Source organism: Paenibacillus sp. FSL H7-0323, assembly GCF_038002725.1.
GTDB lineage: Bacteria > Bacillota > Bacilli > Paenibacillales > Paenibacillaceae > Paenibacillus_AQ > Paenibacillus_AQ odorifer.
Genome location: NZ_JBBODB010000001.1, coordinates 1,666,781 through 1,688,021 on the forward strand (window position 1 = coordinate 1,666,781; position 21,241 = coordinate 1,688,021).

Here is a 21,241-nt window from a genome sequence, read left to right on the forward strand (position 1 = left end):
AATATTATTGTTCTTCCACGATTTCTTGTTGATCAAGTGCAGCATCCAGCAACTGATTGTACACATCATCGTTATTCTCCAGCAATGCATCCGTTTCTAAGAACTGTTCCTCGCTCCCAGGCTCACCCGCAAAGCTTAGACTGTAATCCCATTCCGTTCCTCTTGTACTGAAGAAAGTAATTTCATATGGAGCCTTATGATTTTCGAGAGTGAATACAGTCCTCCCTACATAACTTTTATCTTCTTTACGGCTCATTTCAGCACTTACGATCTCTAAATTCATCCACTTATCTTCCTTCCTATCATCAAATCAGCTACCCTTTCAGTATATCATTGAAATGAATGTAATTCCTTCTCTTTGCACTGTAAATTCCACGTAATTGACTTTTTTCATCCGGCGGTTAATAATTTAGTACAATGCTTGTAAAGTACTAAACTATTAGTAAATGGAGGAAATTACAATGACTGATTTTCAGGCTAAGCTTAGTAAATATGCAGATTTAGCTGTACAAATAGGTGTTAATGTTCAACCCGGGCAAATTCTAGTGGTGAATGCACCGATTCTTGCCGCTGATTTCGTACGTCTAATTACCGCTAAGGCATATGCTATCGGAGCAAGTTTAGTTAAGGTGAACTGGAGTGATGCAAGCATTACACGCCAACAGTTTGAACACGCTGCACCAGAGGTATTCACTCAGCCTCCTACTTGGTACGCAGGTGAAATGACTGAATTCGCCGAAAAAGGTGCGGCTATCCTTAACGTGATCGCTGAAGATCCTGATGCACTTAAAGGTATTGATCCAGTACGTATCTCCAATTTTCAAAAAGTACGAGGAGCTGCCCTCACCAAATATCGTGAAATGCAAATGTCCGACAAAGTGAGCTGGAGTATTGTAGCTGTTCCTTGTCAAGCTTGGGCGGATAAAGTATTCCCTGAGGTTCCAGCCGAAGAACGTGTAGATAAACTCTGGGAAGCCATTTTCCACACCGTGCGTCTTGACCGTGAAGATCCAGTAGCTGCATGGCAGGAGCATCTTGACACCTTGGAGCAAAAAGCGAATGTACTCAATGCAAAAAAATATAAAAAGCTGCATTACATAGCACCTGGCACTGACCTTAGCATCGAGCTTCCTGAAGGCCATATCTGGGCACAAGGAGACAGCATTAATGCAAAAGGTCATTCTTTTGTAGCCAATATGCCTACCGAAGAAGTCTTCACTGCACCACTAAAGACTGGTGTTAATGGCACTGTAAGAAGCACAAAGCCACTTAGTCATGGCGGCAACATCATCGATGACTTCTCTATTAGCTTTGAGAACGGCCGTATTATAAGTGTTACTGCTGAGCAAGGTCAAGAAGCGCTAGAGCACCTCATTAGCATGGATGAAGGAGCGAAATACTTAGGGGAGGTTGCCTTGGTTCCTCATAAATCCCCTATTTCTGAATCCAACATTCTTTATTACAACACATTGTTTGACGAAAATGCTTCTAATCACCTTGCTATAGGTATGGCTTATGCCTTCTGTTTAGAAGGCGGTAAAGACATGAATCCAGAGCAGTTAATTGAGCATGGCCTCAACAATAGTGTAACCCATGTAGATTTCATGATCGGGTCAGCTGAGATGAACATTTACGGGATAACTGCTGATGGAACTGAAGAACCTGTCTTCCTGAATGGAAACTGGGCGTTCTAATTTAAGCACACAAGAGATACAGGATATTGGGAGGAATAGAAACTATGTTGGATTTCAAGCAAAAGCTGGAGAATTACGCATTGCTGGCCGTGAAGATTGGCGTTAATATTCAACCGGGTCAGACACTCGTTGTGAATGCAGATATTGTATCCGCAGAGTTTGTGCGACTTGTGGTTCGTAAAGCCTATGAAGCCGGCGCAAGACTTGTAAAGGTGAATTATAGTGATGAAGTTGTATTACGTACACGTTATGATCTTGCTCCATCTGATTCCTTCCTGGAGCCGCCGCAGTGGCAAGCCGATGAATTAGAGGATCTTGCTAAAAAGGGAGCCGCATTTCTAACCATTATCTCCGCTGACCCAGATCTTTTAAAAGGCGTTGAACCTGGAAGAATTGCCGATAATCAACGTATCTCTGGGCAGACCCTAGCACCTTATCGTGAGTACTTAATGGGGAATCATGCGAGCTGGAGCGGCCTTGCCTTCCCATCAGCCTCTTGGGCGGCAAAAGTGTTCCCTGACGCTCCATCAGAGCAGCAGGTTGAACTATTATGGGACGCCATCTTTAAAGCCACACGTGCGGATCAGGAAGATCCTATTGAAGCATGGAGCCGCCATTTAGATGGACTCAAAACTCGTTGCGCTTCCTTGAATGAAAGTAAGTTTCGCAAGCTGCACTATACAGCACCTGGTACAGATTTAACTATTGAGTTGCCGGAAGGACACATCTGGTGTCAGGCTGGAGCTGTGAACGGTAAGGGCGTCCCTTTCTTAGCCAATATTCCTACGGAAGAAGTGTTTACTGCCCCTCTGAAGTCTGGTATTAATGGTAAAGTGAGCAGCACTAAGCCACTTAGCTACGGCGGCAATCTAATCAATAACTTCACGCTGACCTTTGAGAACGGTAAAGTGATTGATTTTACTGCTGAAGAAGGCGCAGAAACTTTGGCATCACTAATCGCACTGGATGAAGGCTCTTCCTATCTTGGTGAAGTTGCTTTGGTGCCTTTCCACTCTCCGATTTCTGAGAGCGGTATTCTTTATTACACTACATTGTATGATGAGAATGCCTCCTGTCATTTGGCTTTAGGTGCAGCTTATGCCTTCACAATTCAAGAAGGAATTACGATGACTAAAGAACAGCTGTTGGAAAAAGGAATGAATCAAAGCCATACCCATGTTGACTTTATGATGGGCTCACCTGAAATGAATATTGACGGAATTAACGATGATGGAACAACAGTACCTATCTTCCGTAATGGGGATTGGGCTTAAGGCTTAAACAACACCCGTTAGATCCTAGATAGAACCAACTTCAAACAACCCGCTTAGCTCTCTAATTAGAGAGTAAGCGGGTTGTTTTTGTTTTAACAGCAACATTTCAGGTGGTAAAATGCCCAAATTTGAATAAAAGTTCAATATTTGTTCACACTATTGTTGATTTCCGTTCACAAATATGTCACAATACAGTTAAGGATTGAATTTCCAAGGAGGGGATTATCATGTTGAGAGACCCAGTATCCAAAGAAGTTGACAGCCTCGAAGAAGAACAGCTAGAAATTCAACCACCGGTAGATTCAAGAATTGTTGCATCTAATGCTATTAAATACACTGCCTATGTTATGCTGCTTTTTGGATTCTTGTATTTCCTGATTGCTTACTTGGCGCCTATGTTGGAACCTTAATGTGATGGATAAAATTTTATTGGAAAACGCTTACGGTTAATCACTCTCTATGGAGCAGTGATTAACCGTTTTATTAATTCCATGAGAATGCTTTGTTTGTCCAAGCTATTGCTGTTGGCGACCATACCCCGTTCATCTTCGTTTGTATCCAAGCTCTGGCCTCTTCTCTATCCCCTTCAAAAGCGGATAGACCGTTATCTGACATCCAGTGACTGACCGTCTCGAACGAGGTGCTGCTCCAGCCATTTACTTCACCTTCATCATTCAGGCGTTGCTTGATGCCTGAGATCACCATATCTAACGATCCTTGAAGCTCAGTAACCGCGTTATCGAAGGCTGTTTTCTTTTCTTTTGCCTTCATATCAGCCTCTGCCCGAAGTTTACGTGTATCAATGCCTTCATGTTCACGAACAATCTGCAGTAAGGTCACAGCTTCTTTACTAGCCAACCCATCCTTATACCGCTCTTCAATAGATTTGGTACTGCCTACTGCTGCTACAAATGCCGGAAACCACTCCCTTGAGACCAAAATAGCCTTTTTCTTAATAAACTTTCCGTATCCTGCAAGACCCTCACCTGGAAACTGCGCACGCCATGACCACGGATCTAAATCTGTTCCAGTATGCCAATTCTCGGGCTTAGTTAAGCCGTTTAAAGACGGGTGCCCGGGAATCAGCGCAGCAAGCGGTAAAATCCCCAATTTCGCAATAATCTCTGCTGTTTCCCCATAAGTGGTGACACTACCTTGTTCGTATTCCTGACCCATTTGTTCATCATCTCCTAGATCTAATTTAATCTGATTTCATATTTCCAATTCCGGTTATAAAAGTGCTAATCAAGCGGGTTAGACTCTCGTTAGTATCGAGCGCCATACCAAATCCACCCTTTTGATCCAATGAGGCGAATCCATGTAGAATACTCCGTAATCCCCTTACGGCATGAAGTTCTCCTTCTTCACCTAATTGATAACTCTTCATCACCTGAATTATAAACTGCAAAATATGCTCACCAGCCGCTTCAAGCTCCGTGTTCTCCTGTTCAGGCGCTCGTAGTGTAGTCTCATACAAACCTGGTCTACTTCTAGCAAAATCCACATATGCTCGGCCCATCGCGTGTACAGCAGCATCTCCATTTAATCCCTCAGCTGCGTTCGACATGCATGTAAATAATAACTCTAAACCGTAAATGGCGAGCCCGGTCCGCAAATCCTGCAGGCCTTTTATATGGTTATATAGTGACGGGGAACGAACACCTAGTTTAGCTGCTAGTGCAGCCAAGGTAACAGCTTCTATACCTTCAGCATCGGCAATTTCTGCTGCTCTAATCACTAGCGTGTGACGATCTAATCCTGCTCTAGGTGACATTTAATTACTCCTATCCTGAATCATTTGTGCCTTACTTATGGCTTTCTCCATCTCTTGCTTTGGCGCTTTAAGTAAGTTGCCGTGACCCACAGCAAGTAAAGCTGGAGAGAACTCTAGAAGCTTAATCGCACTATTCAGAGCTTGAACTTTATTCCATGTAGCCATTGCTGGAAAAGGAAACAGTGGGATGATGGTTCCAGCCACCGCAGTTCCCCGGAAGGTCTGAAGAGCATCCCCCACGATTACAGCACCGCTGCGTGAATCAAGGAAAGACATAGAGCCGGGGGTATGTCCTGGAGTGTGAATCGCTGATAATGAGCCAATGGTATCCCCTTCGTGGAGAAGGACGTCTGGCTTGGTAGCTATCTTCTTCGGCACACCTCCCTTAATAGGGGTCTGAGGTTCTCCTTCCCGAAGTGAACGATCTCCACGAAGTAATGCCGAATCTCGCTCAGAGATGTACACCTGAGCCTCTGGACGTTGCTTTTTCAGTCCATCCAGTGCCCCAATATGATCATCATGCGCATGCGTTAAGATTATGCGTGTAAGCTTCTTATTTAGCTTCGCTTCAGTCTCCATAATTCCTTTTAGACTAAATGGCATAGCCGCATCTATTAAAGTCAATCCATCATTTTCCTCAATAATGTAACAATTCACTGGAAAAAAATTAGGCATCCAAGTCAACTGCAATAAATGACCTTCACGTGTTACTCTCATCCTTACCCCTCCGATAAACTAATGGTATTAGCTTAAATATAAACTAATAACATTAGTTTTGCAAGAGGTGGTTATCTTTAATCTTTAATCTTTAATTCTTAATGTTCTTGTCAGCATTTTTGTTGGATTTATTAATTATGTACCACATCGCCCAAGTGACCCCTATGAAAAAAACAACCGACCCCACGAGAGTACTCGATATATTTTTTCTAATATCCGCTTCTCTAAAATCAAGCAAAAATGTTAGCGTGGCCCAAATAATCGTGCTGATAACTCCCGATATTAAATGAATCTTCTTAAACCGTTTGAGTTCTCCTTCCTTACTTGGCAGCAGGTATATCCCATCTTTGACACAACGAACGGTAACATACAAGCAACCTAACAGCATAATCCCAAAAGTATCAACCCAATATTTGATGTCCCACTCCAGGATAAATACTTTTACCAAAAGGCTAATCATAAATCCCACTAACACAATCAACAATCCGTGCGTACTAAACTTCTGAATTTCTGTGATAATTCGTTCATCTTTAATCTTTGGCCCTTTCACAACTAATCCTCCCAAAAAATATCGTTTAATGACGTATCCAACGCCTTGCAGATGGCTATGCACAGCTTAATCGTCGGGTTATAGTTACCAGCTTCAATCAAGCCGATCGTCTGCCGTGTAACCCCTACAACTTCCGCTAACTGTTCTTGGGAAAGATTCTTTTGGATCCTAGCCAGCTTCAACTTGATGTTTTTGTTCTCTCCCACTCCATAACCCCTTTTAATGTTTGTCATGCATTCCATTTTCCACCATTGTAATCTATATCGGTCATTATGTACATTATATATTGCATTTAATTGGTGGGATCAACGTTTGACTTTAGGATCGACGTGTCATATTAGGATCGACGTTTCTTATTAAGATCAACGTTTCATATTAGGATCCAGACTTCATTTTCCATTCCCTGTCCGTCAGGAAATACTTTTCTCCCCACCGTTGGATCAAATTGTGAAGAGTGATTGTAACTGAGTACATAGCCAGTCAGCTGCGATGCCTAACTCACCGCCTTTGCTAGTATGTAAGCACACTTTTGCCAATGGTTCGGACTCAGATGACCTTATTTCTCCAATTCGCACTTTTTAGGCGAGCTATCGGACCCAATTGCAGCTATTTACTCAAAATCACACCAATTCTGCGACGTTACATGGTAATAAGAGCTATGCGGTCCGATACTTCTGCAAAATGACTTAAAAAGCTCAAATAGCTGTTATACGGTCCGTAACATACTGAGGGTCTTTAGTTAGTTTGGGTAGTTTAGGTTAGTTTGGAGTTAGTTCACTTATTCGCCGTTGCATCGGACTGAGGAGTCCTTATTTCGTAGATTTGCAGCTAATTGACGTGCTATCGGACCCAGTTGCAGCTATTTACTCATAACCACACCAATTCTGCACAGTTACAAGGTAATAAGAGCTATGCGGTCCGATAGATCGGCAAAATGACTCAAAAAGCTCAAATAGCTGCAATACAGTCCGATACGGAGATTTGTAGGAAGCCCACAAGAGGTCAGTAGGATAATCACTAGGAAGCCACTAGGAAGCCACTAGGAGGTCAGTAGGAAGCCCACAGAAGGTCAATAGGAGATACTATGAAGTAAGTAGAAGGTTGAGCCACATAAGCAGAGGACCGGCAGCGAAACGTGATCAGCACCCAGTAGCCCTTCCCCCCTCACCCGACTACGGCTATTCTAAGCAACAAAAAAAAGCATCCCTAAGGATACTTTTGATAATTCGACGCTTATGATCTTTTTGATATTTCGACGCTTTTACGATACTTTCGATCTTTCGATCTTTTTGATCTTTCGACGCTTTTTCGATACTTTTGATCTTTCGATAATTATGATCTTTCGATCTTTTTGATCTTTCGCCGCTTTTAATATACGAATGCCTTCGACTTTCCTTATTCCACTACGCCATTCTCTGGATAGAAGTCTACGATCTTCAGCAGCTCCGAAGCGTCTGTGCGTGGACGGCTGTCAGGTACAGTCTCCGGATATCCGGCATGGATCATGGCTACAATTTTTTCGCCAGGCTTCACACCAATTTTAGTGCGAAATTCAGGGTTGTTGATGTAGGGATCAGTCTTCCAAATCGTTCCTACACCTTGCTCCCAAGCTGCGAGCTGGAAGTTCTGTACAAGTGCAGACGCTGCTGCAAAATCCTCGTCCCACTCTCTCTGCCGAGGATCTTCAGGCATCACTACGATTACTGTTAATGGAATATTCGAGATATATTCTTTACGTTTAGCAGCCACTTCTGGATCAGCTATAGCACGTTTTACAAAAGCAAATGCAGATTCAGCTAGGAATTTCGAACCTTCCCCTTGAAAGGCAATAAATCTCCACGGCTCACGCACACCATGATTCGGTGCCCATACCGCTACATTTAATAATTCCTCTAAAAGGCCTTGTGGAAGTGGATCTTTTTTAAAAAGCTTAATCGAGCGTCGTTCTTTTATTATTTCGGCCACACTATTCTGTTGAGTCTGTTGAGATTGCGTCATAAGATCCACTCCCTAATATAGTAATAATGATAATCATTATCACAAATGATACAGCATCTTTCTACCTTTTGCAAATAACAGGTAACCATTCGAATCACAGTTAATTTCATATAAAAACAACCGATATACTTCGCAGAAACTTTCGGATGTTATTGTTTCTCTGCATATTAACTCTTGAATTCACAAAAAAACACCGTTCCCGAAGGAACGATGTTCACAGCTTCAGCCGAATCGGCCCATGATATATTCTTGCGTCATTTGATTCTCTGGATTGGTAAAGACTTTATCCGTCTTATCATATTCGACAAGGGAGCCAAGATAAAAGTATGCAGTATAATCAGAGATCCGAGCTGCCTGCTGCATATTATGTGTCACAATAACGATGCGAAGCTCTTCTTTTAACTCCTTGATTAGCTCCTCTACTTTACCTGTGGAGACCGGGTCTAGAGCTGATGCTGGTTCGTCCAAGAGCAGAATTTGCGGGTTAACCGACAACGCTCTAGCAATACAAAGACGCTGCTGTTGTCCACCGGAAAGTGCAAGCGCTGAATCTTTTAAACGATCCTTTACCTCATCCCACAATGCTGCTTTGCGAAGACTGCTCTCAACAATCTCATCAAGAGCCTTTTTACCTTTAATGCCATGATACTTAGGTCCAAAAGCGATGTTATCGTAAATCGATTTATAGAACGGATTTGGCTTTTGCCATACCATCCCGATCTTCTGACGCAGCTTAATCACATCCGTACCCGGAGCATTAATATCCACTCCATCAATCCAGATGCTTCCTTTTGTTTTTGAGCCAGAAATTTCGTCATTCATCCGGTTCAAAGAACGAAGAAAGGTTGATTTACCGCAGCCGGAGGGGCCGATCAGTGCAGTAACCGTATTTTCAGCAAATGGAAGGCTTATCCCCTTTACTGCCTCATATGTTCCGTAAAAAATACTCAGGTCTTCGGTTTGAAAAGATTCACGCACTGCTGTTGCCGACGTTCCCATCGATTACTCCTCCTACATCTCTACTTTAATTTGTATGATTAGTTCATTCTTTTTGAAGCTGTAAGCTTACGATAAATAAATCTTCCGAAATAACGTGCTGCCAGATTGAAGATTAACACCATAATTACAAGCACCGCCGAAGCTCCCGCAGCAATTTGTGCAGCATCTGGAGCTAGACCTTCACTGTTGACCTTCCAAATGTGGACAGCCAGCGTTTCCGCTGGACGGAAGGGATTCAGTGGTGAATTCGCACTAAGTGGATTCCAGTTAGTGAAATCTAATCTTGGACTACTCATCCCTGCTGTGAACATCAACGCAGCTGCTTCCCCAAAGACACGGCCAGCAGACAAGATAGTACCTGTAATAATTGTAGGTAATGCTACCGGAAACAACACCGAGGTAACAATTTTCCACTTGGACAATCCTAGTGCAAAACCAGCCTCTTTTTGTTGTTTTGGAACACTACGGAAAGCTTGCTCTGTAATCCGCACCATCAGCGGCAGATTAAAGACCGTCAATGCCAGCGCACCGGAGATTAAGGAGAAGCCCAGATTGAAATAGTTAACAATCAGCAATAGACCAAACAAGCCGACTACGATGGAAGGGAAAGATGACAATACTTCAACAATCAAGCGAATAAAGCCGGTAATCTTACCGGGACGAGCATATTCCGCCATATAAATACCGGCACCCAGTCCAAGCGGAACTGTAATAATAAGCGTCAGTACTAACAGGAATAAGGAGTTAAATAGCTGCGGTCCGATCCCTCCACCTGCACGAATCTTTTGCGGTGCGGAGAAAAGAAAGTCCCAACTGATATGGCTTAAGCCTCTAAAGAGGATATATCCCAAAAGTCCAAGTAGAATGACAACGATGAGCATCGCGAAAAATACAATAAGACTGGTGGCAATTTTATTTACGGTTCTCGGCTTCAAATTTTATTTCTCCTTTCAAGCATTCTCACAAAGAAGACAAATACGAAAGTCATCAGCATGAGAACCAGTGCCATACTCCACAGTGCATTATTGTGAGGTGAGCCCATGGTCGTGTTCCCCATACCGAGTGTGATCACACTGGTCAAGGTAGAAGCTGACTCAAAGAGTGATTTTGGTACGAATGGTGCGTTCCCGATAACCATTTGTACAGCGAGTGCTTCACCGAAAGCCCGCGCCATTCCCAATACAATCCCTGTCATAATGGCAGGAAAGGTTGTTGGAATAATCACCCGCGAAATCGTCTGCCACCGGGTGGCACCAAGCGCATAGGAAGATTCTTTTAAGTTTTGCGGCAATGAAGCCAGCGCGTCTGCAGCCACGCTTGTAATCGTCGGAAGAATCATTACCGAGAGCACAAGCGCGCCTGCAGCTACCCCGATGCCTTGGCCCGGCAGGTTGTTGCGTAGAAACGGTACAATTACACTTAATCCGATGAAACCATATACTACCGAAGGAATCCCTGCTAAAAGCTCAATAACAGGTTGAAGTAATTTTTTGCCCCACCCTGGAACAATCTCAGTCATAAATAACGCAGCGCATAAGCTAAGTGGACTAGCAATCAATGCGGCAAGCAAAGTAACCAGGAAGGAGCCCGAGATAAATGGAAAAGCTCCGAAGGAAGGCGTATCCGCTTCAGGCGACCACTTTGTACCGAAGAGAAATTCAGAAACTGTAGCATTGCCACTTGTGAAGGTTGAAATTCCTTTAGACGCTACAAAATATACCATCGATACAATGATTGTTATCAACAGTAATACACAGAAGGACATATAAGTACGTCCAACAAAATCTTCAATATGATGTTTTTCGAATCGTGAGTTCTTTAGTTTCACCCTCAATTGCTCCCTCTTTCTAAAGTGAAAAGAGAGGCAGATGTATCCGCCTCTAATCACTTGAGATTCTAATCAATAACATTGCCTAGAATTAAATTACTTAGCGGTAACAGTTCCTGCAACGTCGCGAACAACTTGCATTTTAACAGCTGGGATGTATCCAAGTTCAACAACTTCACCTGTTTGCACTTCGTCAGTTAAGAAAAAGTCGAGGAATGCTTTTACTGTTGCATTAGGTTCACCATTTGTGTACATATGCTCGTAAGCCCATACTGGGTATTTACCCGAAACAACATTGTCAACAGATGCTTCTACACCGTCAAGACTAAGTGTTTTAATGGAATCATCCAGGTAAGAAAGAGCAAGGTATCCGATTGCCCCTGGAGTTTCACCGATCATTTTCTTAACCGTACCGGAGGAATCTTCTTGAATCGAACCTGGGATATCTTCTGTTTTGGTTCCAAGTGCAAAGCTTTCAAAGGTAGCACGAGTACCGGAGCTGCCTGGACGGTTGATGATTTGGATTTTTTGATCCGCTCCGCCGACTTCAGACCAGTTAGTGATTTTACCAGTGAAAATGTCCACCAGTTGTTGTTTAGTCAAGCTATCCACACCAGCATCAGGATGAGATACTGCTGCGATCGCTACTACTGCTACTTGATGATCTACGAGTGCTGCTGCTTTTTCCGCATCTGCATCTTTTAATTTTTCTTCTGCGAATACGTCAGAGTTTCCGATATCTACTTGTTTCTCAGCTACTTGAGTAAGACCAGTACCACTGCCACCGCCTTGAACTTGAATGTCCACGCCAGTGTTTTTATCCATGAAATTCTCTGCTACCAGCTCAACCAAGGGTTGTAATGCTGTTGAACCTGAAGCCAGAATCGAACCACTTATTTCAGCGCCGCCGCTTCCTTCGTTAGTTGCTGCAGCGTTTCCTCCCGTGTTGTTAGCCCCGCCGTTACCGCAAGCCGATAGTGCCAGTACGCTTGTTAAAGCCAAAGTCATGATCCATGATTTTTTGAATTGCATTGTTTTGTCTCCTCCTAAATGGTTTGTTAGCATGGCTCCCTGATCAGTTCATACCAAACTGGCTTCGAAAGCTTTAACATGGTGTTGTGGAGCTTGGCCCCCATATGCATGGTTACTGTAAAAGTTCATCAAACGCATATGTTATATGTTGTCCGGGACTTCTTGGCCCCTCTGACTCTTCTTATTCTAGAGCTCGTTCGTTAGAGAAACTTCTTATCTTTGTAAAGCGAACGAAAAAAATACCAATATAAAGTGTATATCTGTATAGATATAATCTATAATGGAGATATAATTTATAATCCAACTTAGCATTATGTGGAGGAAAGTCATGAATATTATGAAATTGAACATCGTAGTTCTAATTGAAAAATATAAAAAAGTAACCGATGTAGCCGCAGAATTAGGCCTTAAACAACCTACTGTATCTTTTCATATGAAGAATCTGGAGGCTGAGCTCGGAACCCCTCTATTTCTTTACCGAAGCGGAAGAGTGCTGCTTACGGATGCTGGACGGGCCCTTTATCAATACGCCCTCAAAATCGTCTCTCTCACAGCAGAAGCTGAGCGCACAGTTAAACAATTTTCTTCCCCCTCAAAAGGAACATTAGAGCTGGAAGCCAGTTTTATTCCTGCAACTTATATTTTACCTAATGTGTTAATCCAATTCATGAAACTCTATCCGGGGATTAACAACTCTTTGACTGTTCAAAGCGATGCTTTGTTACGTGAGCGTCTCCGTAGTCGGGATATTCAGATGGCCATTTTACATACTGCGGATTGGCAGGACGAATCTTTTGATTTTCAGCTTATTGTCCGTGATGAACCTGTCCTAATTTTTGCAACTGGTCATCCATTTGAAGTCCTAGAGAAATTAACACCTGAACTAATTGCCAATGAGCCGTGGATTCAGCATGAGCAAGGATCTTGTTTACGAGGGTATGCCGATCAATGGGCACAATTCAATCAAATCCGTTTATGGAACCGATCCGAGTTGAATTCTCCAGAAGTGATTAAGCAGTTAGTTAGCGGGAGTGATTGTGTTGGTATATGTTCTAAAGCGGCGGTTAAAGCTGAGATTGAGCTAGGCAAGCTTAGCTATGCCAACCTGCCAGGGATTCTGCCTGAAAGCGGCGGGTTTGTGCTCGGCTGGCGTAAAGATCATATTTTAACACCGTTGCAGCAATCCTTTGTTGATATAGTAACGACTCTTGATCTTTAAAAAAACAAGGAAGCTTCTAAAGCCGCAAACGGTTTTAGAAGCTTCCTTGTTCATTTATTCTATAAAAGGAAACATTAATTTCTCATTTTCACTTAAATACATATTCTCCTTTGTGATGATCACGGAGCCTGTATCTATTATCCGTTCCACTTTCTCACCCTCAACAGCTTCAATCGCCGTCTTCACAGCTAAGTACCCCATATTAAAAGGCTTCTGCATTACCGTGCCAAGCAAGATCCCTTTTTCGAGGAGCTTCACCTCATTGCTAGAATTGTCGAACCCAAATAATTTCACTTTGTCCTGAAATCCCATATCCATAATCGCCTGCCCAGCACCTAGTGTAGAAGGTTCATTAAGACCTATTATCCCCTTTAGATTTGGCTCGTCCTTTAGTAAATCAACAGTTAACTGGTACGCTTTTCGCACGGAACCATCACTGTATAATGTAGGCTGCACATCATGAACTCCATTCTCTAAAAGGGCATCACGAGCCCCTCTTTCCCTCTCAATTGCGGTGGCAGAGCCTTGTACAAAGTTAACGATAGCGACTTTATCCTCTGGATCGATATATTTTCTTAACTCCTGCCCTGCCTTACGTCCTGCTTCATAATTATCTGTAGCAATAAAACTCTCTGATACACCACCGCTCAAGCCCGAATCTACAGTAATAAGTGTAATGCCAGCTGATTTGATCTTTTCCGCGATTGGAATGAGGCGATAATAATCTGTAGCAGATAAAATAATGGCGTCAGGCTTCTCCTTAATTGCTTGCTCCAGCAGTTCTATCTGTTGATCTACATCAAGCTCTGTATCCGTTCCAACCGTGCGAACCTCTGCGCCGAACTCCTTAGCCGCTGTTGCCACACCTTGTTTCATCACTTCCCAGAATTCAATACTGCTATCGATAGTCTTGGGTACATAAATAATGGTCCTTACCTTTGCGTCAAGCTCATTTGTAAACATACGATAGGCTAATAAACCCAAAGTAACAATGAAGAGCAGCAGCAGAGTATACAGGCCAATTTTTGACCGTAAAGCGCTCATTGACTCTCCTCCTCATAAATCACAGGTATTCGTAAAGTGGCCGTCGTTCCTTCCTCCATCTCGCTTGCAAAAGACAAACCGTATTTCACACCGAAATACAGCTGGATACGATGGTTCACATTCGCGACACCTACACCGCTGCCAGTCTTGAAATCTGATTTTTGCAGCAGTACCTTACCCATTTGCTCTTCATCCATCCCAATACCGTCATCAATGACCTGTACGATAATATCGTTCTGTTCTTGTCTTGCTCGGATCAGAATGTGCCCTTGCTCAGGATTATGTTTTATGCCGTGATAGATCGCATTTTCAACCAAAGGCTGAAGTACCATTTTTAAAATGCTGCTGGTTAGGATATCTTCTTGTACCTCTATGGAATAAGTGAATTTATTACGATAACGCATGTTCTGAATCGTTAAATAGTGCCGAATATGCTCTAATTCTTTGGCCAGCGGAATCAATTCCTCACCCTCACCAATTGTTGAACGAAGCAGCTTGGATAGAGATGAAGTCATCTCAACCACTTCCTCCATCTTTCCTGTCTCTGCCATCCAAATAATCGAATCAAGTGTATTGTACAAAAAGTGAGGTTTAATCTGCGCTTGCAGTGCCTTCAGTTCACTCACACGTTTCATCTCTTGCTCCAGAACGATCTGTCCCATTAACTCTTTAATCTTCATCATCATGAGATTAAACGTACGAGCAAGCTTGCCGATTTCATTCGTGCTCTCAATCTCCACGCGTATGTCGAACTCTCCACGTTCCGCTTTTTTCATATTCAGCTCCAAATTCTTCAGCGGTTTGGTCAGTGCGTAAGAGAGAAATATCGATATAGCCATAGCAAAAATCAAACTAATTGCTCCCCATAAGGCGGCGGTTCCTTGCATACGTTGCTTGTTCGCGACCAAATCATCCGGATAAGTGACTCCAACTATTTTCCAGCCAAAGCTGGTAGTGTCCACAGTGTACAGTTTCTGATCATTCCCCGTGTTAACCGTAACAGATCCACTCTTGATCCCAAGGACCGTCTCTAATTGTTCGAACTTGAGCTGGGAGTAGATCAACTGCTGTTGTGGATGATAGACAAGGCTACCTGCGGGATCGACGATAAAAACATAACCTCGTTTTCCCAGTTCGATTTGTTTACATAGATTATTAATTACACTGTAATTGAGATCTACGAGCAGTACACCTTGTTGATCCGCTTCCGTCATAGCAATCGCATTCGAGAGTTTTCGGCTGATCGAGACTACCCACCGGTATTCATCTTGAAAGATGTGCTGCACATGAGAGGAAGAAACTGCAACGTCAAGTTGATTCATAGCTTTTTGATACCAATCTTGAGCTATTAGTTCAGGAAGCGGTTTCAAAACAGCATGCTGTCGATCCGAAACGGTCATGCCATCTGAGCCTGCATATAATATAGAGGAAATATCCGAGCGGGACTGAACGACTGACCGGAGATAATGACTGGCAAGCAGTTTATTCTTAAGCGCCTCTTCTTCATCTAATTTCGAGCCTTTTATATATTTCTCTAGATCACTGCTAGTTAACACCAGAGCAGCTATGCTCTCCATATTACCAATGTAATTCTCGATATTTAGTTTTACTTGTTCTATTAATTGTGAAGTATAGGCTACAGAATTGCCCTTGACCGCGGCTGAGGACAGGCGATAGGAAGTATAACTCAGGACAATAGTTGTGCAGAGGATAAGAAGTGAAAAGGAGATTGCAATATTAGTATGAATACTTCGGCTGCGGAAAAAGCGCTGTGATCTCATAGAGAGAGATTCTCCTTCTGCCGGTGTCGATATTCCTTCGGTGTGCTTCCTACATTACGTTTGAAAATAACACTAAAATACTGTGGATCAGCATAACCAACTCTGGCAGCGATATCATATGTCTTCAACTGTGTGACCGTAAGGAGTTCTTTTGCTTTTTCCAAACGGAGTCGAGTCAGATACTCTATAAATGTTTCACCGGTATGCTGTTTAAAAGTTGCACTGAAATAACTGATGCTCATAAAAATATGGCTGCACAGCTCATTGAGTGAAAAGCTGTCATTACAATAATTCTCGCGAATATAAGCTTCTGCGGCTTGCATCTGAGAAGTCCGAACCGTTGTTCTCTGTTCCGATAGTTTAAGTATCAGCGCATGGCAAGTCCTCTCCAGATAATGCCTTGCTTCATCTAACGTCTTAAGCGTAGCAACCTCTGCAAACATATTATGCGAAACAACTACTGTATTTGGGAAGCCGATGTCGACCACATAGTTCATCAAAGAAACCAGCAGCTGATAGATGCTGCTACGGCAGCCTTCTATAGAGGAGGTATTACTTTTAAGCTCCTGAAACCACTTCAACAGAATTTCCGATACAGCAGAAGCTTTACCTGTCTTTAAAGCGGATATAAATTGCTTTTCCCATGAGGTGAAATGCGCCTGATCCAATCCCTTGCCAAACTCAAGATCCTGTATGGAGATAACTTTATCTATGCCTAAAAGGTAACGATATTCTATGGAGGAGATCGCTTCTTGGAAGGATTGTGGAATTTGTTGCAAAGTATTATATTTTCTACCGATGCCTATGGTGGATGACAGCTTCAAATATTTATTTAAGCTACCCTGGACTTGCTCTGCAAGATGCTGCGTTGCTACTTCTACCGTCTCTAAATTGCCGGATAATATCGCAGCGATTTTTCCATCTCTCGTCTGGAATACCACTCCCTCTTGCTCTTTCTCCAGCTGCTCTTGAACAATGTTAAAGGCACCGAAACGCAGTAGCTCTGCATCAAAAGCTAGGTCCTGGCTTCGTTTCTCCAGTTCTATATCTATAACGAGCGCAAGGTACACTTGACCCTGCAACGGAATATGAAAATAACTCAATTTATTCTCGATTTCTTCGCTTTTCATTCGAGTAGTTACCAGCTGCTCCAAAAATCGTTCCCGCAGCAATGGAAGACTCTGATTAAGTTGCATACGAAGCTTAACTAAATTCGCTTTTTGTAGATGCTCTTCATCTAAATCCTGCTTCATCTTACTTAGAAATTCAGCAAACTCACGTGCATTAATCGGTTTTAATAAGTACTCAGTCACCTTCAGTGTTATGGCCTGCTTCGCATATTCGAAGTCTTCATATCCAGTGACGATAATGACCTTCATATCCCGGTACCTATCCATCACAGCTCTGGCCAATCCCAGTCCATCCATAAAAGGCATACAAATATCAGTAATAATTACGTCAGGACGATGCTGCTCGATTGCTTCCAGTGCATCTCTGCCATTATCAAAATCACCAACCAGCTCAAACCCATATTTACTCCATGAGATCTTTTGTTTGATCCCTTCACGAACCTCATCTTCATCATCAACCAGAATTATCTTATACATCCAACACCTCCACAACTTTGAACTTATCAGCATAAGCATAATAGAGGCCGCCTGCGGGAGGCAACCTCTATTATTAAACTCTATTCGTATAGTAGAGGTTTGATCTCATCGGAATCCATATTGTTTTTATCATACCAGTGGAACCCCGTGTCGATGTTCTTTTCAACCGCTTCCCCTTTAATCGCTTGCACAGCTGCCTTCACAGCTTGATAGCCAATACCAATGGGGTCTTGTGTAACAGCACCAGCCACAACACCACTGCGGATAGCATCCATCAACTGCTTGCCAGAGTCAAAGCCGACGACTACGATCTTACCATTCATTTGCAATTCATTTACTGCATTAGCCACACCTACAGCAGAGCCTTCATTAGAGCCATAGATTCCTTTCAGATCCGGATTTGCCTGCATCATCGCTTTCGCAAGGTCTGTGGACTTTAACTGATCTCCACCTCCATATTGCGGCTCTAACACTTGAATATCCGGATATTTTTCTTTCATTTGTTCTAAGAATCCATCGCGACGCTGTTGCCCCGTGCTGCTTGTTTGGTCATGTATGACAAGACCCACTTTACCTTTCTTGCCAATCAGTTCAGCCATTTTATCTGCGGCCAACGCCGCTGCTGCTTTATTGTTAGTCGCTGCTGTTGCTACAGGGATATCACTGTCTACACCAGAGTCAAAGCCGATGACCGGAATCTTATTTTCCTTTGCCTTTTCTAGATAAGGAATCGCAGCTTTGCTGTCCAGTGCGGCTAGCGCAATTGCTGCTGGCTTCTTGTCGAGAGCGGTTTGCAGCATCTCAATTTGTTTATCCACCTGACTCTCATTTTCTGGACCTTCAAAGGTAATCTCAACATCAAATTCCTTAGCAGCTTTCTCCGCTCCTTGCTTCACCGCTTGCCAGAATTGATGCTGGAACCCTTTTGATATGACTGGAATGTATGGTTTGTCTGAACCGGATGCACTCTTGTTACTATCATTGTTGTTACATGCACTCAGCAATGTAGTGACTAATAATAGACAGGCAAGCATGATAAACCCTCTACGACGCAGTTTCATTTGAATCTTCCCCCTCGTCATTTGCTTTGTATATCACTCCGGATGGAGATCATACCAAGTTTATTGCTTACGGCGGCGTAGAATATCAGCGTAAACCGCAATAATGATTACAACACCGACAATGACCGTCCGCCATTCCTGAGCCACGGACATAATCTGCAAGCCATTCGTCAGCACACTCATAATCAGTGCGCCAATAATCGTGCCTAGAATAGAACCTACACCTCCACTTAAGGAAGTTCCGCCAATGACCACTGCCGCAATAGCCTCTAGTTCATAGCCAGTGCCCAGTGATGGCTGAGCTGAATTCAAACGTGATGCCATCAGAATACCTGCGATTCCACTAAAAATCCCTGTAATGGAATAGATAATAATCTTCCATTTGACTGTGTTCACACCTGATAAGCGAGTAGCTTCTTCATTACTGCCAAGCGCGAAGTTGTAACGCCCAATAATCGTCTTAGACAAGATTATGCTTGCGATCATACCGAGTAATAAGAAGATAACGATGGTGTTGGGTATACCAGGGATCATTTTACCCATGGCGATCTTGGCGAAGATCGGATCATCGTTGAAATAAATAGGTTTGGCTCCGGTGATGACAAGCGACAAGCCTTTGGTCACCATCATAATCGCCAGAGTGGCGATGAAGGGTGGAATGTTCATCTTCGCCACCATCAAACCGCTGATAAAGCCGCACAGTGCTCCAGCCAGAATCCCACCTACAATGCCTAACGGGACGGGCAGACCCCAGAAGGTAATAATGACTCCAACCATAACAGATGAGAATGTCATAACAGTACCGAGAGCAAGGTCGATGCCGCCCGTAATAATAACAAAGGTAGCTCCAAGCGCTAATACTCCGATTACAGCTGTAGAAACTAGAATTCCGACAAGATTTGAGAATTGAAAAAAGTTGCTGGAGGATAAAGAAAATACGATGACCAATATGATCAGACTGGCAAATGCCAATAATTTTTGTTTGAATCCGGATTGCCCTCCCGTTTGCTTCATACCCGCTGGCTGACTAATCTCTTTATCCGCGATCTTCATAGTCCTGACACCTCCGGTTAACTCTTGAACAGTTATGAACGTTTCGTCGCATATTTCATAATCGCCTCCTGCGATGCTTCTTCTGCGGGGAGTTCTCCTGTTATACGCCCTTCACTCATAATGATAATCCGGTGGCTCATTCTTAGAATCTCAGGAAGATCTGAAGAAATGATAATGATCGCCTTCCCTTCGCTCGCAAGCTGATCCAGCAGCTTATAAATTTCACTTTTCGCGCCTACATCAATACCTCGTGTGGGCTCATCGAAGATGAGTACATCACAGTCTCTAGTCAACCACTTGCCGATGACCACTTTCTGTTGATTACCTCCGGACAGAAACTTAACCTTTTGACCTACACTTGGAGTTTTGGTGGCTAGCGCTTCAACATGCTGCTCCGCTGAGCTTCGCATCTCCCGCTCCTTCATCCAGCCAAATGAATTACGGAATTTATAAAAGGAGGCAATCGCATTATTCATGCTGATATCCATATCCACAAGCAATCCGAAACGTTTGCGGTCTTCGGACAAATACCCAATACCATGCTGTACCGCTTGATGTGGCTGACGTATCCGAACCGATTTCCCATGGAGCATAATTTCACCCTCATCGATGGGATCCGCACCAAATACGGCACGTACAACCTCGGTACGTCCAGCTCCCATTAAACCAGCGAAGCCCAAAATCTCACCTTTATACAGATGAAAGCTAATATCCTTGAACGCATGCCCTCTAGAAAGCTTCCGAACTTCTAAGACAACTTGCTGAGTCTGTTTCGCAATCGTTGGTTTCGACGTTTGATATAATTCACGTCCAACCATCATGCTGATGATCTGATCAATCGTTATTGAATCGGTACGAACGGTATCTACATAACAACCATCACGCATTACTGTAATGCGGTCTGTAATTCGCTTCAATTCATCCATGCGGTGAGAGATATAAATAATTCCCACACCTTTATCTCGTAGCTGCTCAATCATTCGAAATAACTCGTTAATTTCTGTATCTGTTAACGCGGCGGTTGGTTCATCCATGATCAATACCTCGGCTTGGAAAGACAAGGCTTTAGCGATTTCAACCATTTGCTGATTAGCAACGGTCAGGTCTGATACCAAAACTCTGGGATCCAGCTTCAGATTCATTTGATCAAACAGTACCTGAACTTTTCGGTTCATCTCCACATCATCAACGAACCATTTCAGACCTTTTCGCGGCTCTCGTCCAATGTAAATGTTCTGGGCGACCGTAAGATGAGGCATTAAATTCAATTCCTGATGGATGATACTAATTCCAAGCTCCTGTGCTTCACGGGTATTAACAATCTCCACTTCATTTCCCTTGTACCACATTTGACCAGCATCCTTGGAATAGACACCTGTCGCAATCTTCATAAGGGTAGACTTGCCAGCGCCATTTTCTCCTACTAACGCATGAACTTCCCCACGCTTCAGCTCAAATTGACATTCATTCAAAGCATGAACACCTGGGAAAAACTTGTTGATTCCCTCCATACGAAGCAACACTTCGTTCATTTTGATATCCACCTCAAATTCTTTGAGAATGCCTTAACCCTTAAAGTAATCGCTTTCAATCCGGAATGTAAAATCATT

General features: G+C 43.2%; 21 protein-coding genes. 4 read left to right on the forward strand and 17 right to left on the reverse strand.

The features are described from left to right. Positions 1 to 4 precede the first annotated feature (4 nt). Positions 5 to 283, reverse strand: a complete 279-nt coding sequence (locus MHH89_RS07615) for a hypothetical protein (RefSeq protein ID WP_076126655.1) — start codon at positions 281 to 283, stop codon at positions 5 to 7. Positions 284 to 461: 178 nt separating this feature from the next. Here MHH89_RS07615 and MHH89_RS07620 point away from each other — a divergent pair, with 178 nt between their 5' ends. From MHH89_RS07620 to MHH89_RS07630, 3 genes are all read left to right on the forward strand, one after another. Next, positions 462 to 1,694: an aminopeptidase gene (locus MHH89_RS07620; protein WP_076281757.1), complete on the forward strand. Its 1,233-nt coding sequence runs from the start codon at positions 462 to 464 to the stop codon at positions 1,692 to 1,694. Positions 1,695 to 1,738: 44 nt separating this feature from the next. Then, the gene (locus tag MHH89_RS07625) at positions 1,739 to 2,968 is read left to right on the forward strand and encodes an aminopeptidase (protein ID WP_341086756.1); all 1,230 of its coding nucleotides are present in this window, start codon (positions 1,739 to 1,741) and stop codon (positions 2,966 to 2,968) included. Positions 2,969 to 3,195: 227 nt separating this feature from the next. Then, the gene (locus MHH89_RS07630; RefSeq protein ID WP_076126661.1) at positions 3,196 to 3,378 is read left to right on the forward strand and encodes a hypothetical protein; all 183 of its coding nucleotides are present in this window, start codon (positions 3,196 to 3,198) and stop codon (positions 3,376 to 3,378) included. A 73-nt stretch (positions 3,379 to 3,451) separates the two neighbouring features. On the opposite strand, the gene MHH89_RS07635 is transcribed toward MHH89_RS07630, so the two are convergent. The 10 genes from MHH89_RS07635 to MHH89_RS07680 all read right to left on the reverse strand — a co-directional run bounded on the left by MHH89_RS07635 (position 3,452) and on the right by MHH89_RS07680 (position 11,866). Then, positions 3,452 to 4,144, reverse strand: coding sequence for an AlkZ-related protein (locus MHH89_RS07635; protein WP_076190238.1), 693 nt, complete (start codon positions 4,142 to 4,144; stop codon positions 3,452 to 3,454). Between the two features lie 25 nt (positions 4,145 to 4,169). Next, the gene (locus tag MHH89_RS07640; RefSeq protein WP_341086757.1) at positions 4,170 to 4,742 is read right to left on the reverse strand and encodes a TetR/AcrR family transcriptional regulator; all 573 of its coding nucleotides are present in this window, start codon (positions 4,740 to 4,742) and stop codon (positions 4,170 to 4,172) included. Continuing rightward, positions 4,743 to 5,459, reverse strand: coding sequence for an MBL fold metallo-hydrolase (locus MHH89_RS07645; RefSeq protein ID WP_341086758.1), 717 nt, complete (start codon positions 5,457 to 5,459; stop codon positions 4,743 to 4,745). Between the two features lie 91 nt (positions 5,460 to 5,550). Then, the gene (locus MHH89_RS07650; protein ID WP_341086760.1) at positions 5,551 to 6,009 is read right to left on the reverse strand and encodes a DUF6773 family protein; all 459 of its coding nucleotides are present in this window, start codon (positions 6,007 to 6,009) and stop codon (positions 5,551 to 5,553) included. Between the two features lie 2 nt (positions 6,010 to 6,011). Next, positions 6,012 to 6,215 carry a helix-turn-helix transcriptional regulator gene (locus tag MHH89_RS07655; RefSeq protein ID WP_036676881.1) on the reverse strand — a complete coding sequence of 68 codons (204 nt, stop codon included), beginning with the start codon at positions 6,213 to 6,215 and terminating at the stop codon, positions 6,012 to 6,014. 1,189 nt (positions 6,216 to 7,404) lie between these two features. After that, complete coding sequence (locus tag MHH89_RS07660; protein ID WP_076099095.1) at positions 7,405 to 8,007, reverse strand: nitroreductase family protein; 603 nt, start codon at positions 8,005 to 8,007, stop codon at positions 7,405 to 7,407. 222 nt (positions 8,008 to 8,229) lie between these two features. Beyond that, a complete protein-coding gene (pstB, locus tag MHH89_RS07665) occupies positions 8,230 to 9,006 on the reverse strand; it encodes a phosphate ABC transporter ATP-binding protein PstB (RefSeq protein WP_036687516.1) in 777 nt (258 codons plus the stop codon). A gap of 38 nt (positions 9,007 to 9,044) precedes the next feature. Then, positions 9,045 to 9,941: a phosphate ABC transporter permease PstA gene (gene pstA / locus MHH89_RS07670; RefSeq protein WP_076184366.1), complete on the reverse strand. Its 897-nt coding sequence runs from the start codon at positions 9,939 to 9,941 to the stop codon at positions 9,045 to 9,047. Next, a complete protein-coding gene (pstC, locus tag MHH89_RS07675; RefSeq protein ID WP_036687519.1) occupies positions 9,938 to 10,840 on the reverse strand; it encodes a phosphate ABC transporter permease subunit PstC in 903 nt (300 codons plus the stop codon). Before pstC ends, pstA begins: the two co-directional genes overlap by 4 nt. A 90-nt stretch (positions 10,841 to 10,930) precedes the next feature. After that, positions 10,931 to 11,866, reverse strand: a complete 936-nt coding sequence (locus tag MHH89_RS07680; protein WP_076126671.1) for a phosphate ABC transporter substrate-binding protein PstS family protein — start codon at positions 11,864 to 11,866, stop codon at positions 10,931 to 10,933. Positions 11,867 to 12,194: 328 nt separating this feature from the next. Here MHH89_RS07680 and MHH89_RS07685 point away from each other — a divergent pair, with 328 nt between their 5' ends. After that, a complete protein-coding gene (locus MHH89_RS07685; RefSeq protein WP_076217761.1) occupies positions 12,195 to 13,085 on the forward strand; it encodes a LysR family transcriptional regulator in 891 nt (296 codons plus the stop codon). Between the two features lie 54 nt (positions 13,086 to 13,139). Here the strand turns inward: MHH89_RS07685 and MHH89_RS07690 are convergent, their stop codons facing one another. From MHH89_RS07690 to MHH89_RS07715, 6 genes are all read right to left on the reverse strand, one after another. Next, on the reverse strand, positions 13,140 to 14,129 hold the full coding sequence (locus tag MHH89_RS07690; RefSeq protein ID WP_076281750.1) for a substrate-binding domain-containing protein: 990 nt from the start codon (positions 14,127 to 14,129) through the stop codon (positions 13,140 to 13,142). Then, positions 14,126 to 15,910, reverse strand: a complete 1,785-nt coding sequence (locus MHH89_RS07695; protein ID WP_341086761.1) for a cache domain-containing sensor histidine kinase — start codon at positions 15,908 to 15,910, stop codon at positions 14,126 to 14,128. Before MHH89_RS07695 ends, MHH89_RS07690 begins: the two co-directional genes overlap by 4 nt. Beyond that, a complete protein-coding gene (locus MHH89_RS07700) occupies positions 15,907 to 17,517 on the reverse strand; it encodes a response regulator (RefSeq protein ID WP_076281748.1) in 1,611 nt (536 codons plus the stop codon). Before MHH89_RS07700 ends, MHH89_RS07695 begins: the two co-directional genes overlap by 4 nt. Positions 17,518 to 17,597: 80 nt before the next feature. Beyond that, positions 17,598 to 18,578, reverse strand: coding sequence for an ABC transporter substrate-binding protein (locus MHH89_RS07705; protein WP_076302571.1), 981 nt, complete (start codon positions 18,576 to 18,578; stop codon positions 17,598 to 17,600). Between the two features lie 60 nt (positions 18,579 to 18,638). Continuing rightward, complete coding sequence (locus MHH89_RS07710) at positions 18,639 to 19,631, reverse strand: ABC transporter permease (RefSeq protein ID WP_051491519.1); 993 nt, start codon at positions 19,629 to 19,631, stop codon at positions 18,639 to 18,641. A gap of 32 nt (positions 19,632 to 19,663) precedes the next feature. Next, a complete protein-coding gene (locus MHH89_RS07715; protein WP_076302572.1) occupies positions 19,664 to 21,163 on the reverse strand; it encodes a sugar ABC transporter ATP-binding protein in 1,500 nt (499 codons plus the stop codon). Positions 21,164 to 21,241: the final 78 nt, after the last annotated feature.